Annotated in this window: 14 protein-coding genes; 7 read left to right on the forward strand and 7 right to left on the reverse strand. The window is 69.2% G+C overall.

Annotation, left to right across the window (positions count from 1 at the left end):
- Positions 1-214 precede the first annotated feature (214 nt).
- Together ACFQ2V_RS04010 and ACFQ2V_RS04015 are read right to left on the reverse strand one after the other, a co-directional pair.
- Positions 215-424: a hypothetical protein gene (locus ACFQ2V_RS04010; protein WP_386050927.1), complete on the reverse strand. Its 210-nt coding sequence runs from the start codon at positions 422-424 to the stop codon at positions 215-217.
- Between the two features lie 183 nt (positions 425-607).
- Positions 608-1546, reverse strand: coding sequence for a LysR family transcriptional regulator (locus tag ACFQ2V_RS04015; protein ID WP_386050928.1), 939 nt, complete (start codon positions 1544-1546; stop codon positions 608-610).
- A gap of 258 nt (positions 1547-1804) precedes the next feature.
- Here ACFQ2V_RS04015 and ACFQ2V_RS04020 point away from each other — a divergent pair, with 258 nt between their 5' ends.
- From ACFQ2V_RS04020 to ACFQ2V_RS04035, 4 genes are all read left to right on the forward strand, one after another.
- Complete coding sequence (locus ACFQ2V_RS04020) at positions 1805-2932, forward strand: PrpF domain-containing protein (RefSeq protein WP_386050930.1); 1128 nt, start codon at positions 1805-1807, stop codon at positions 2930-2932.
- 126 nt (positions 2933-3058) lie between these two features.
- Positions 3059-4366, forward strand: coding sequence for a hypothetical protein (locus ACFQ2V_RS04025; protein ID WP_386050931.1), 1308 nt, complete (start codon positions 3059-3061; stop codon positions 4364-4366).
- Between the two features lie 7 nt (positions 4367-4373).
- Positions 4374-6356, forward strand: a complete 1983-nt coding sequence (locus ACFQ2V_RS04030) for a tripartite tricarboxylate transporter permease (protein WP_386050932.1) — start codon at positions 4374-4376, stop codon at positions 6354-6356.
- Positions 6357-6426: 70 nt separating this feature from the next.
- Entirely contained in the window at positions 6427-6810 is a 384-nt protein-coding gene (locus ACFQ2V_RS04035) for a universal stress protein (RefSeq protein ID WP_386050933.1), read from the forward strand.
- Between the two features lie 361 nt (positions 6811-7171).
- Here the strand turns inward: ACFQ2V_RS04035 and ACFQ2V_RS04040 are convergent, their stop codons facing one another.
- From ACFQ2V_RS04040 to ACFQ2V_RS04055, 4 genes are all read right to left on the reverse strand, one after another.
- Positions 7172-7498 (reverse strand): ANTAR domain-containing protein, encoded by a 327-nt coding sequence (locus ACFQ2V_RS04040; protein WP_386050934.1) that lies wholly within the window; start codon positions 7496-7498, stop codon positions 7172-7174.
- A 617-nt stretch (positions 7499-8115) separates the two neighbouring features.
- Positions 8116-9117 carry a DUF7482 domain-containing protein gene (locus ACFQ2V_RS04045; protein WP_386050936.1) on the reverse strand — a complete coding sequence of 334 codons (1002 nt, stop codon included), beginning with the start codon at positions 9115-9117 and terminating at the stop codon, positions 8116-8118.
- 174 nt (positions 9118-9291) lie between these two features.
- On the reverse strand, positions 9292-9540 hold the full coding sequence (locus tag ACFQ2V_RS04050) for a hypothetical protein (protein ID WP_386050938.1): 249 nt from the start codon (positions 9538-9540) through the stop codon (positions 9292-9294).
- Positions 9541-9775: 235 nt separating this feature from the next.
- The gene (locus ACFQ2V_RS04055; RefSeq protein WP_386050939.1) at positions 9776-10531 is read right to left on the reverse strand and encodes a GAF and ANTAR domain-containing protein; all 756 of its coding nucleotides are present in this window, start codon (positions 10529-10531) and stop codon (positions 9776-9778) included.
- A gap of 215 nt (positions 10532-10746) precedes the next feature.
- Here ACFQ2V_RS04055 and ACFQ2V_RS04060 point away from each other — a divergent pair, with 215 nt between their 5' ends.
- Positions 10747-11442, forward strand: a complete 696-nt coding sequence (locus ACFQ2V_RS04060; protein WP_386050941.1) for an ANTAR domain-containing protein — start codon at positions 10747-10749, stop codon at positions 11440-11442.
- Between the two features lie 478 nt (positions 11443-11920).
- On the forward strand, positions 11921-12136 hold the full coding sequence (locus ACFQ2V_RS04065) for a hypothetical protein (RefSeq protein WP_386050942.1): 216 nt from the start codon (positions 11921-11923) through the stop codon (positions 12134-12136).
- 50 nt (positions 12137-12186) lie between these two features.
- Here ACFQ2V_RS04065 and ACFQ2V_RS04070 read toward each other — a convergent pair whose 3' ends face one another.
- Positions 12187-12369 (reverse strand): hypothetical protein, encoded by a 183-nt coding sequence (locus ACFQ2V_RS04070; RefSeq protein WP_386050944.1) that lies wholly within the window; start codon positions 12367-12369, stop codon positions 12187-12189.
- Between the two features lie 460 nt (positions 12370-12829).
- Here ACFQ2V_RS04070 and ACFQ2V_RS04075 point away from each other — a divergent pair, with 460 nt between their 5' ends.
- A complete protein-coding gene (locus ACFQ2V_RS04075; protein ID WP_386050946.1) occupies positions 12830-13204 on the forward strand; it encodes a hypothetical protein in 375 nt (124 codons plus the stop codon).
- Positions 13205-13258: the final 54 nt, after the last annotated feature.

Genomic DNA, 13258 nt, shown 5'->3' on the forward strand with positions numbered 1-13258 from the left:
GGCCCCCTGTGAGCAGCGCGGTGACGGGCCTCCACGTGGGCCACAGCGCGCTCCGGCACTCGGCGCCACAGCTCCGCACGCCGCGCCGTGGCAGCGCTGGCATGGGCGGTATGCGAGTCGGCGCCGGCACCGCCGGGGCTGGCACGGCGGCCCGGACGGGAATGCCCTCGAGACGCAGGGGTTTCCCGACGCACCCAAGCAGCAGGGCTTTCCCTCAGCCGTGCTGCGGGTCGGCCACACGTACGTGCGCACCCCGATCTGGCGCCTTGGCCGCGAGGTCTGAGTCCCTGATCACATCCACCAGGATCGCGCGCAGGAGTGGATGGCCCGGAGGAGGAAACTCCTCGAGGCTGAACCATCCGATGTCGTGATGTTCCTCGGGAGCGACGTTCGCCGGCGTTCCGTGCCAGTCACGCACAGCCACGCGCTCAGGATGGCCGGTTCGTCTGGAGGTCCTGCGTCGTCGCCGCCGAGCGCTACCGCCGTGACCTCGCCAGGCTCACCCGCGAGCAGAAGCAGCGCGACTCGATCCTTCCCCGCGACCGGTGAGGCGCCCCTCAGGCTCGGGTCGGACGTGTCCCTCGTCCGGCGGACGTCGCGGTGCGCGTCAGGCGGAGGGCTTCTCGACGACCCGCCCCGAGTCGGGGTCGTAGCCGGCCGCGATCTCGGACAGCACCTGCTGGAAAGCCATCTCGGTGGCCGCGCGCACGCGGTCGAGCCGATGCGCGACGAGCACCCGCCGGTGCGGTGCGGTGTCGCCGAGTGACACGATGCGCACGTTCGGGTGCTTGTTGACGACCGCAGTGCGGGGTGCGAGCGCGATGCCCAGCCCGACGCTCACCATGGCCTGCGCCTCCTGGTAGTCATTGGCCTGGAAGGCGATCTGCGGCTCGAACCCGGCTGCCAGTGCGCTGCGGCTCAGCACCTCCACGACCGGGTGGTCGTCCGAGCGGATGATCCAGCGCTCGTCCGCCAAGGCGTCCATGGCGACCTGGCGGCGCCGGGCCAGAGGGTGGTCGGTGGCGACCACGAGGACCGTCGGGTCGATGAACAGGGTCGTCAGCGAGAGCTGGTCCGCCTGGATGCGGCCCCACTCGTAGTCCCACAGCATCGAGAGCCCGACCAGCCCCTCCTCGAGCATCTCGATGAGCTCGGCTTCGCGCGCACTGCGGATGTTGAGCTGGATCGACGGGTAGAGCTGACGGAAGCGCTTGACGGCCAACGGCAGGAAGCTGCTGCCGACCGTGGGAAACGTCCCGAGCTCGAGGCTCCCGCGGCGTAGTCCCGCGATGTCACGCAGGTCGTTCTCGGCGGCGGCCATCTGGCGAAACAGCTTGCGGGCGTGGACGGCCAGGACGTGTCCGGCCTCCGTGGGCACCATTCCGCGGGCGTGGCGCTGGAGCAGGGGCATCCCGACCTCGAGCTCGAGCCGGCGCAGCTGCTGCGAGACGGCCGAGGGCGTGTACGTCATGGCATCGGCCGCCGCTGTCACCGACCCGTGCTCCACGACCTTGAGAAGCACCTCGAGACGCCGGATGTCCAACACGAAGCCGCTCCTTAAGTGTTCCTACAGGTCATGTAAGCGAGGTTCCCGGGGACTGAACCGTGGGGCGTCGAGCGCCCTGCCAGCACGTCACCACCCAACCCGTCGACCACGTGTCAGGTGCGGATGACGTCAGTGGGGATCAGCATGCCCTGACGTTTTAACCAACAGTACAGCCCCGTGCAGAAATGCGTGCTGGTGCTTCAGTGGTGCGGCCAGCAGTCTGGAGAAGTCAGTCACTGCCGAACCCGTGGAGTTCCCATGAGCGCCGTTCCGGCCACCTGGATGCGCGGAGGCACCAGCAAGTGCTGGGTCTTCCGCCGCGCCGACCTCGACGTCCCCGGACGCACCCTCGACGCCACGCTCCTGGACCTCTTCGGCAGCCCCGACCCGCGGCAGATCGACGGCGTCGGCGGGGCGACGTCCACGACGAGCAAGGCCGTGATCCTCAGCCCGTCGCGTCGCCCGGACATCGACGTCGAGTACACCTTCGCCCAGGTCGGCATCGACGAGGCCAAGGTGGACTGGGGCAGCAACTGCGGCAACTGCTCGGCCGTCGTCGCGCCGTTCGCCGTGCGCGAGGGCTGGGTCACCCCCAGCGGCGAGCACACCAGGGTCCGCGTGCTCAACACCAACACCGGCCAGGTGATGGTCCAGGACGTACGCACCCGCGACGGCCTGCTCGACGAGACGCCCACCACGACGATCCCCGGCGTGACCGTCCCGGGCCCCCGAGTCGATCTCGGGTTCGTCTCCCCCGCCGGCCGGAGCACGGGCTCCCTCTTCCCCACCGGGTCACCTGTCGACGCCCTCACGGCACGAGGCGTACGCGTGGAGGCCAGTCTCGTGGATGCCGGCGCGCCCGTCGTCATCGTGGACGCCACCGCTCTCGACCTCACCGCTCGCGAGACCCCGGCGCAGCTCGACGCGCAGCTCGACCTGCTCGCGTCCCTGGACGCGATCCGGCGGGCCGGCGCGGTCGCCATGGGACTGGCCGACGCGCCGGATCTGGCCGAGCGGGCCGTCCCCAAGCTGGCCCTCGTTGCTGCGCCCGACGCCGCAGAACGCTCCGGGGGCGCCGACCTGGTGGTCCGGATGCTGTCGATGGGCAGGGTCCACCCCGCGTTGCCGATCACCGGCAGCGTCGCCCTCACCCTCGCCGCCCGCGAGGCGGGCACCGTCGTCTCCCGGCTCCTGGGAGGTACGCCGGTCGACGCCGACGAGTTCACCATGCTGACGCCGGCCGGCCCGGTCACCACCACCTACTCACTCGAGGCGGGCGAGCCGGTCGTCGCCGCCGTCCGCACCTATCGCCGCCTCGTCGAGGGCTCCATCGAGCTGCCCACCGCGGCCGCCGCGTCGCCAGAGCCACTGCGCGTCATCGCCTGACCGGGCCGTCGCCCCGCACCACCACGACACGAACAGACCCCAGCAGGTCCCGATGCCTGCACCGCCGGCCGAAATCAGGCCAGCAGACCGTTCCGGCACAGCGCCGTCCGAGAGAAGGTCATACCAATGAACCGTTCCACCCGCCCGCGGCTCCCCTGGTCGAAGGGGGCCGCACCAACCCCGACACCGTCACCGACCTCGGGACCCGACTCCGGCCCCCGTGCCGGGACGACTCGCGTCGCGGAGCCCGACGCCACCCCCGAGCGTGACGACGACGTGCCGTCCACCGACGACGACGAGACCGGCGACGACCTTCCCCTGCCGAGCCGCCGCACCGCCCTCGGCGTCATGGGAGGGTTCGCCGTCCTCGCCGCCGCCGGCACACTGCTCGGCAGCGACCTGCTCCATCCGCCGGCGTCGACCGCCGACGGCGACTACGCGGGCGAGACCGTCGAGCTGCTCATCCCCCTCGCCGAAGGCGGCGGAACGGACACCTGGGCACGCTTCGTGGGCACCCAGCTGACACACGCCATCCCGGGCTCGCCGGGCTTCGCTCCCACGAACGAGTCCGGCGGCGAGGGCATCACCGGCACCAACCACTTCGTCAGCTCAGCGCGCGCCGACGGGACCGAGCTGCTCGTGAGCACCGCGACCACCGTCGTCCCGTGGCTGCTCAAGCGGCAGGCCGTCCGCTACGACTTCACGAGGCTCGTGCCCGTCCTCGCCAACGGCACCGGTGCCGTCGTCTATGCCCGAACCGCGGCCGGCGTGTCGGGCCTGAAGGACGTCGTCGACCGCCCGTCCCCACTGAAGTTCGGCGGCATCGCGGCCACCGGTCTCGACCTGACGACCCTGCTCGCCTTCGACCTGCTCGAGATGGACGTCAGCGCGATCTTCGGCTTCGAGGGCCGCGGCCCGGTCAACCTCGCGCTCCAGCGCGGCGAGATCGACATCGACTACCAGACCACGTCGGCCTACCCGTCAGCGGTGAAGACCCTCCTGGAGGAGAAGAGCGCCGTGGCGCTCTTCTCCCTCGGCCAGCTCGACGAGAACCGCAACGTTGTTCGTGACCCGAACTTCACGGACCTGCCGACCGTCGTCGAGGCCTACGAGACGCTCCACGGGAAGGCACCTTCGGGGCCCAAGCTCGACGCGTACAAGACCGTGCTCGGCGTCACCTACACGTACCAGAAGGGTCTCTGGGTGCCGCCCGAGACACCGCCCGAGGCGATCGAGCTGCTGCGCACCACGGCAGAGAAGCTCGGCGCGTCGGCTGCTTTCAAGAAGGCAGCGAAGAAGGTCCTCGGCGGCTACCCGCTCGATGCGGGGGCCGACCTCCGGAAGCGCATCGAGACGGCATACGCCGTCAGCCCCGAGGTCCGCGAGCACGTCGTGCAGCTGCTCACCTCCACCTACAACGTCAAGATCGATTGAGGCCGTCATGTTCGACTCAGCGTTGAGTGCCCTCCAGTCCCTGGCCCAGCCGTCACTGCTCCTCATGCTGCTCATCGGAGTGGCCGCCGGCCTGGTCATGGGGCTCATCCCCGGCCTCGGCGGCACGGGCGCGGTCGCCATCCTGCTCCCGGTCACCTTCGGCATGGAGCCCGCCCAGGCGTTCGCCCTGCTCATCGGGGCACTGGCCGTCGTCCACACGTCCGACACCGTCTCCGCCGTCCTCCTCGGCGCGCCGGGATCGGCGTCCGCGAGCGTCACGATGCTCGACGGCTACGCCATGGCCAGGAGAGGACAGGCCAAACGCGCCCTCTCGCTGGCGTTCCTCTCGTCGATGGCCGGCGGCATCATCGGCGCCCTCGGGCTCACCCTCGCCATCCCGCTCGCAAGACCGCTCGTGCTCTCGTTCGCGAGCCCCGAGCTGTTCATGCTGACCGTGCTCGGCGTGTCCCTCGCCGCCGTCCTGTCCCGCGGCAACGTCGTCAAGGGCGTGCTCTGCGGCCTCCTCGGCCTCCTGCTCGGCATGGTCGGCACCTCGCCCACCACCGCCGAGGAGCGGTTCACCGGCGGCAGCCTCTTCCTCGGCGACGGCCTCTCCCTCGTCGCGGTCGCCCTCGGCATCTTCGGGCTGGCCGAGATCGCCACCCGCGTCGGCCAGCGACGCACCAGCCGTAACCTCATCACCCTCGGCGGTGGGTGGGGCGCCGGCATACGCGAATGGCTCACGCACTGGACGCAGGTCGTCCGCGGGTCGCTCATCGGCATCTGGGCCGGGGTGCTGCCCGGCGTCGGCGCCACCGCCGGCACGTGGCTCGCCTACGGCCAGGCTGTCGCCACCGCGAAGGACAAGCGCAAGTTCGGCAAGGGCGACCCTCGCGGCATCGTCGGCCCGGAGAGCGCCAACAACTCCGTCGAGGCCGGCGACCTCATCCCCACGCTGCTCTTCGGCATCCCCGGGGGTGTCCCCTCCGCGATGCTGCTCGGGATGCTGCTCACCTACGGCATCCAGCCGGGGCCGTCCATCGTCACCGAGCATCTCGACCTGATGTACCTCATCATCTGGTGCTTCGCGATCGCCAGCGTCGTCGGCGCCTTCCTCTGCTTCCTCGGTACGCCGACACTGGCCAGGCTGACGAAGGTGCCGTTCGCGGTGCTCGGCCCGGGGCTGCTCGTCGTCATGCTGCTCGGCGCCTTCCAGGGCGAGGCGCAGATCGGCGACCTCTGGGTGATGATCCTGCTCGGGGTGATCGGCTGGGTGCTCAAGGCCACCGACTCGCCCCGCGCCCCCTTCCTGATCGGCTTCGTCCTCGCGATCCCGATGGAGCGCTACTACTACCTGACCGAGTCACTCAACAACGGTCTCGGCTGGATGGCGCGACCGTGGGTCATCGTGTTCCTGGCCGTGCTCGTCGGACCCGCCCTCTGGGCGGTCGTCAAGCTGGTGCGGAGGCGACGCAACCTCGCGTCCGACGACGGCCACGCCGCGGCCGCCCAGCTCATGCACTCCGACGACGAGGCAGAGACCGATGGGCTGCTGAAGAACTCCCCCTGGTCGCTGGCGGTGGCAGTCGGCGCCCTCGTCGTGTTCGCCGGCGCCCTCTGGGCGAGCAGCAGCTTCTCACCCGAGGCCGCGCTGCTGCCCCGTCTCGTGTCGGTCGCGGGTCTCGCCGTCGGCCTCGTGCTGCTGGTGCAGGAGCTGCGTCACCGTCGGACGTGGGTGCGCTGGGGTCGCCAGGAGTCACTGACGATCAACACCGCGTTGCGCACCTTCGCCGTCATGATCGCCTTCCTTGCTCTCGTGATGCTCGTCGGGTACCTCGCCGCCGTGCTCGTGTTCGTCCCGGCATACCTGCTGTTCATCGCCCGAGCACGCACGCGCACGACCATCATCTACACGCTCGTGCTCGGCGGGGCGCTCATCGCGCTCCCCTCCCTCATCCCGGTCGCCCTGCCAACCGGGCTGCTCGGATGAGGCACGGCACGCTGCTCGTCCAGACCTCCCAGAGCCAGCAATGGCCCGCGACCGCCACCAGGAGAACCGCATGACCATCATCGCCGTCCACTCCGCGACGGAGCCCGGACGGGCCGTGCTGGCCCACGCCGGCCGGGAGGCACTCCTGACCGGGGACGACATCGTCGTGGTCTCCGCCGACTCCCGGCACCGGCCACCCACCGTCGACGAGATCCTCGGCGACCTCGGCGAGACCGCCGAACGGCTCGACGCCGCCGGCCTGACCGTCAGCCTCGGCCACTCCCCGCTGCCCGACTCCAGCGACGCCGTCGTGCAGGTCGCGCAGCAGCACGACGCCCGCCTCATCGTCCTCGGGCTGCGTCACCGCTCGCCCGTCGGCAAGCTCATCCTCGGGAGCACCGCCCAGCGCATCCTGCTCGAGGCCACCTGCCCGGTGCTCGCCGTCAAGGCCTGACCGGATCGGGCAGGTCGAGGTGCATCGGGCGAACAGCGGCATCCCGGGTGTAGCCCCCTCCACGAGGCGACGCCCGGGACACCGACGGCACCGTACCCACTGGCGCATGTCCCGTACGTCAGGACGCACGCCCACCGCACGGGCCAGCAGTCACGAGCCGAACTCCGGGCACATCGCGTCGAGTCGTCACCGATCGAGAGCGGTGGAGGAAGTCGACACCGCCGCCCCTGCTGGTTGAAGGGCGACGCTGCCGCAGCCTTCAAGTACCCAGACCTCAGCGGACCACGCGGACCACGCACCGCCAGTGAAGTGCCCCGCCCTGGAGCTGTGGGCAGGATCGCTCACTTCTGCACGTCGAGCGCTACGCCGGCGTTCCCGAGCTCCCGGACTCGCTCGCGGAGTGACTCGCGGCTGTCGGCAGGCACCCCTGCTCGATGACGTCGAGGGCGAGGGCGCTCAGCTTGCGGTTCTGGTTCTGGCTGGCCGTGCGCAGCATCTCGAAGGCCGCGTCCCGGCTGACCTTGTGCATGGCCATCAGGACTCCCATGGCCGCCCCGATGTCGCGGCTGTGCACGAGCGCCGTCTCGAGGTGGTGGACCTTCTGCTGCGACCGCTCCAGGGCGTGCCGCAGCTGGTCCAGCTCGTCCTGGTCGGGGGTGATGAGTACGAGAGCAGAACTTCGTCCCATGACTGCGCCTTCGGGGTTGAGGAGCGGGCGACGGCACGTGTCTGGACCCCGGATGCTCCAACACCCCATCGTATTCGGGTTCGGCTGCGCGCAGGGCCTTGCGAGTGACGCGGTCGGCGCGAGCTCAGGTGCCGTCGCCGGCCTGCTGAGGCCGGTCGGTACACCTAGCCCCGGCGCTTCGCCGCGGACGCTCGGCGAGTGTCGGACGTCATGGTGTGCTCCTCCAGCCATTGCATGAACAGCATGAGAGCGAAACCGATCAGCGGGGCGGTCAACGTCAGGACGATCATCGAAAAGCTCCATCGCGCGTCGTACCAGAGCATCCGCCCCGAAAGATGTCTGACAGTCCTTGTTGTGTCGACGTACCCCATCCCGCCCTCGTCAACCACCGCACGGAACGGGGCAAGCCCCTCATGGGGACGCCCCCTGTGGCGCCTGCCCGTGGATGCGTACCTGTCCGGCAAGCAGTGCGACCGTGCGGTCTCGAGCTAGCTTTGGTCGGGCCATCCGACCGCAACGGTGGGTACCCGCGCGGTCTCGGGTCGGCCCGCTCCAGGGCAGGGAGAAGGGAGCCGAGCATCACCGATGATGCTGACGCCACACGGTCTTCCGTGTGTTCAGTGCTGAGCGATGATCGGGCAGTTGACGATGAAACCGCTCGCACCCCACGGTCCTGAAGGAAAGGCAGTGACAAGACCTGCCTTGGCCAGGTCGGCGATCCGTGTGAACTCGGTCTGCAGGGTCGGAGTCTGACCGGGTGCCCAGGTCGTCAGGTGCACGTCCCACAGCGGGCTGTAGCGTCCTTGGTTCGGCGTCCACGCCAGCACGTTCAGCGGTGAACCCTCACCCAGCAGGGCCGAGTTCAGGCCCTGACGGTCGGGGTCGCCCACGCCCGTCCTGCCGTTCGTGAACGCCGCCAGGCTTGCCCGTGCCGAGTCGGTGCCGTCGCCATCGGCGAACGGTGCGGCGTTCAGGGCCGGCGCGAAGGTCACGTCCTCGATGGCGGCAGCGCCCGCGTCACTGGAGTCGGTCGAGGCGTAGACGACGGCGTTGCCCCGCGCGAAGCCGTCGGTGAGCTCGTACCGGACCGTGCGCCCGGCAACGTCCAGGACGGTCACCTTGTCGGCACGCCCAGTCGAGTTCGCCAGCTGCGGGGCGTTGAGGACAGCCCCGTCCGGCAGCTCGACGAGCGGGCTGTACCCGGGCTCGCCGACCGCTCCGGGCGCAGCAGCCGCGGGTGGGAACCCACTCGGACCGGGCGCGACGACGTGCTGGGGGCCGAAGTCGACCGTGGCAGGGAAGACGACTGTGCCGTCGCGGTCGACCGTGACCTTCTGCACCGCGTCAGTTCCGAGTGCGTTCCTGAGCTTCTGGGAGACCGAGGCACGCCAGGTCGCGGCGTGGGCCGAGTCGGAGGCCTCGGTGACGACGAACCACACGGTCTGGTCACCGGAACGGCCGCGATGCAACGGAAGAGTGACGGTGTGGTCAGCGTTCACGGTCGCACTGGGCACGAACACCTTGGCGGAGTCACCCGTCGCCGCGCCAGCAGTGGCAAGGCCGATCCCACCGGTCAGCACGACCGCGGTGAGAGCGCCGAGGAGGGGAGGTACGCGCATGATGGTCCTTCCTGAGGGGAGGCGCGGAAGGCGCCCACCCACCAGAGAAGCACCACGCCACCGAACGCGTCCACGCTTCGAGCCACCTCCGCCCGCAGGTGCCCGAGTTGCCGCCGTGCGTCCTCGACGATGTCCTTGGCGGTGTCCTCGAGCTGGCGACCTCCGGCCGTCGAGTCAGCGCCGTAGAGCTCGGCTCGGACCGCTCTTGCCGTCGCGGATCGCCTTCTGCAGGCGCAGGTCGTCCCGCAGCATCGGCGGCAGCGGCAGACCACGTCTGACGAGCTCGGCGGCGTACCTCTCCATGGATTGGAGCAGCACGCCACGTGCAGCCAGCAACAGCGCCGGATCGACCTTCCCGGTTCGTTGGGCGTGCACGTCATCACGAGCAGCGCGGACACGCGACAGGAGTTCGGTCAGCTGCACTCGAGGGGGCGTCGGAACGGGCCGATCGCCGGGCATCGACACTCCGATCTGTCGTCGCAAGGAGCGCCGACCACATCCCAGAGTACGCCCGGTGGGCCTCGTCCCGATCGACGGGTTTCCGTCTGGCAGGTCGGGGAGGTTGCCACACCCCCGTGACTCGCGTGGGGTGACGAGCGGCGGCTGCGCTTCCCGGGAAGGGGTGGCTCCCAAGGGTCGGTCCGTCCTCGGGGACACGTCATGACCCGTTCTGTTGCTCCAGCTCGTCGACGATGAACTTGGCCAGGGCCAGGACGTGGATGCCGGCTCGTGCCGCCGATTGGACGAGCCTTTCTCTGGCAGCGTCGGGCGCAAGCCCGTACCGAGCGACGAACACCCCGACCGCCATCTCCACCAGCGTCACGTCCGCGATACGACCCGGTGCCTTCGCCGCCTCGAGTCGTGTCGCGAACGACAAGTCAGCGTTCGCAACCGCACCCGGGGCCCATGCCCCGAAGACGTTGGCGACGGCTTGGTGGCGTCCACGGAAGGTGTCCTGGCGACTTCCGTACACGTTGACTCCGGCGATGACGTTCCCACCTCGGATGATCGGCAGTGACAGTGTGCTGAGCACTCCCTTTGCCGCACCCGCCCGGCCGAAGAGCACCCACGACTGCTCGTCGAGTGGATCCTCACGACCGAACTCGAGCGGCTTGCCTTCGCTCAGGGCGTCCTCGCACGGACCGCCGCCGAGGTACTGAACCGCATCGAGGAGGCGGAGGGACGGCTGCGAGGAGACGAATGTCAGGGTGATGCCCTCGGCAAAGACTCCAAGGCTGAAACCAATGGCGGTGGGGGCTGCTGCTGTCAGGTCGGTGCCCGCTCGGCGCATGTCGTCCGCCAAGTAGGAATCCTCGGTCCCCAGTAGCTGCAACGCGGCCTCTGTTTCCGGAACTGGCTCCACGAGTACACCTCTCGCCTCAGACTCAACGTCGAGGTCCCACTGACGTCCCATCGTTGTCGAGGGTTGCACGCAGGAGTCGCATGGGTACGGTAAGGGGACCCTCGTGTCGGATCCGTACCCACCCCGAGAGTGACGTGTCAGTCGGCCGCCGCTGACAACTGTGCGCACGCCGCCGAGCCAGGTCCGGAGGAGACGGAGTCCCGCAGATGGAAGACACGAGAAGAAGCCCCAGGACGAACTCAGAGCTGACCGAACATCTGAGTCGCGTGGCGCAGGACTTCCAGAGCCTGGGCCAGCAGCTCTCCCGGTCGACCCAGTCGAATGCGTTCGAAGCGGTCACGAGGCTGGCCGCTGAGCGCATTCCCGCTGCCAGGACCGTGAGCATCACCACGTACAAGCATGACCGCTTCATGACGGCCGCCGCCACGGATGACGTGGCGCGGCAAGCGGACGCCATCCAGTACAGCTTGGGGTCCGGACCGTGCATCGACGCGATCGTTGACGACACCGTGTACCAGCCGAAGGACCTCGCTGCGGACGACCGCTGGCCTGAGTACGGGCAGCGCGTCGTGTCAGAACTCGGGCTGCGCAGCATGCTGTCGTATCGAATGCATCTGGACCTGGCCGGCGTCATCGCCGGCCTCAACCTGTACGCCGAGGAGGACAACGCCTTCGACGACCGCGACCTCGCGGAGGGCCTGCTGCTCGTCACACACGCAGCGCAGGCGGTCACCGCCGCCCACCTCCGCGACAAGGCAGACAACCTGGAACGCGCCCTGGCAACCAACCGCGACATCGGAACGGCGATCGGGGTACTGATGGCCCAGCACCGGCTCACCAGAGAACAGTCCTTCGACCTGCTTCGGATCGCCAGTCAGAACACCAACCGCAAACTGAACGAGGTGGCTCTGGACGTCATCGACACCGGGGCGGTCGACATCACCCCGCACAGCCGCAAGTGATGCAGACCAGCGATCCCCGGTAGGTGAGCTCGCCACTCGAGTCTTCAGGCTTGGGTCAGGCGCAGTGCCGGGTGTTCCGAAGCGGTGCGCGCTGGGCGAGACAGACCCGGCCCGCGTGAACCCGTACGCCGTCGAGGCGTAGGCGTCGCGCTACGTGATGAGCGTCAGGCGCAAGAAGGAACACGCGGGCCGGGCAGCCTTGAGAACGGAAAGCGATGTAGAGCTGCTCTCAGGACACCACCGCCTCACTGACTCGGCTTGGGGACCGAGACGGGATCTCGTGGCCGCGCCGACGACCGCTCAGACCCTGCTCGGTCACTCCGTCTTCGTACTGCGCTCCTACCGGCATCCGCGAACCGCGAACGCCAAGGATCTCTGTCAGGTGCAATAGATTTGTTGTAGCACGCGTGGCATGCTGAAGCAAGAGGGACAACACGGCCCCGAGGATGGTGGATGCCATCAGATTGGAGGCTTTCCGATGACGGCACAGCGCCCTGACCCCCGTGTCGACGTCGCCGAGGCAGACCTGCTCGAGCAGGAGACGCCCGTGGCGCCTCTCGAGACCGACGAGGGCGTCGCCGAGGCGAGGTCCCTTCCCGCCCCAGGCACCGACTCCGCGGACGTGGTGGATCGTCTTGAACAGCTTCAGGACGTGGCCGACGCGGACGACGAGGAGTACCCGCACGAGGTCTAGCTCGTCACCGAAGGGTGGCAGGTAGGGGCCGTGACCCGCGCGTCGCGGGGCTACCCCTCACCGCCTTGGTCCGCGTCGTCGTCACTGTCGTGGCGCTCGTCCTCCAGCGCCTGCACGAGAAGGTGGGCCCGCTCATCGCGACCCAGTGTGTCCGTGTCCTCGTGGCCGTGCATCGCCTGCGCGAGAGCCCACTCCGGCAGGTCGAGGTCAGGTCCCTCAGCTGCTGAGCCCATCGCTGCCATCCGTTCCGTCGCGGCCCCTACACGGTCTCGACCGAGTGGCAGGCGAGCGACACCTCCCCAGTGTGCGCCTCCGTGGCAACGCGGTACAACGACGACTGGTCCACGGGTATGAGCCGTCGGGGCGGGAAGCGGCCGACCCGCACCGACAGGTAACACGGGGAAGTAGGGTTGGGCTGTCTCGCACACCGGAACTGTCTCGGACCGCGAGGGAGCCGAGGTCTCGAATGTCCACCGATCCGTTCGAGGGGCTCACTCCTGCAAGCGGTTCGTGGGCTGTTGTGGGAGACGCTGCGTCGTGCACGACTGACGACCTGGGGCTGCCCCCCATCGCCGCCAGTCGCAGACCGGGCGACTCGACCGACGAGTCCAGCTGGGGATGCCTGGCGTGGTCCGGATCAAGCCTCCCCGTCACGGAAGGTCATTCACTGACGGTGCGAACGAGGGTCAAGACATGATGCGCCGCCTGATCGTGCTGGACCTCTTCTCCGGGCCCGGTTGGCGCGACGCATCGAACATGGTCGGGCACGTTCCGCCCGGTGACGCCGGAGCATGGCTGTTCATCCAGGCAGACCGCATCGAAGTCGTGGCCGGTGAGCCCGACGACGCGCAGCTGCTACGGGATGCAGACGACGGGGGGCCGTCCTTCTACTGCCGTGCCTGGCGCACCACCTCGGGGCCCGACCGACCGACGGTCCACACCGTGGCCTCGGGCGACGCCGACCTCTACGAGGAGGTCCTGTTGAGCGTCGGTTTCCGGACCGGAGAGCCGGAGGGGATCCGGCTGGAGCAGGATGAGTCCGGCGCCTTCTGGGGCTACTACGCCTGAGGGCGCGACAACCCCCTACTCCTCGCCACCTGCTCCTGACCTACTACTCCTGGG

Source organism: Terrabacter terrigena, assembly GCF_042676085.1.
In the GTDB taxonomy this organism is placed as follows: Bacteria; Actinomycetota; Actinomycetes; order Actinomycetales; family Dermatophilaceae; genus Terrabacter; species Terrabacter terrigena.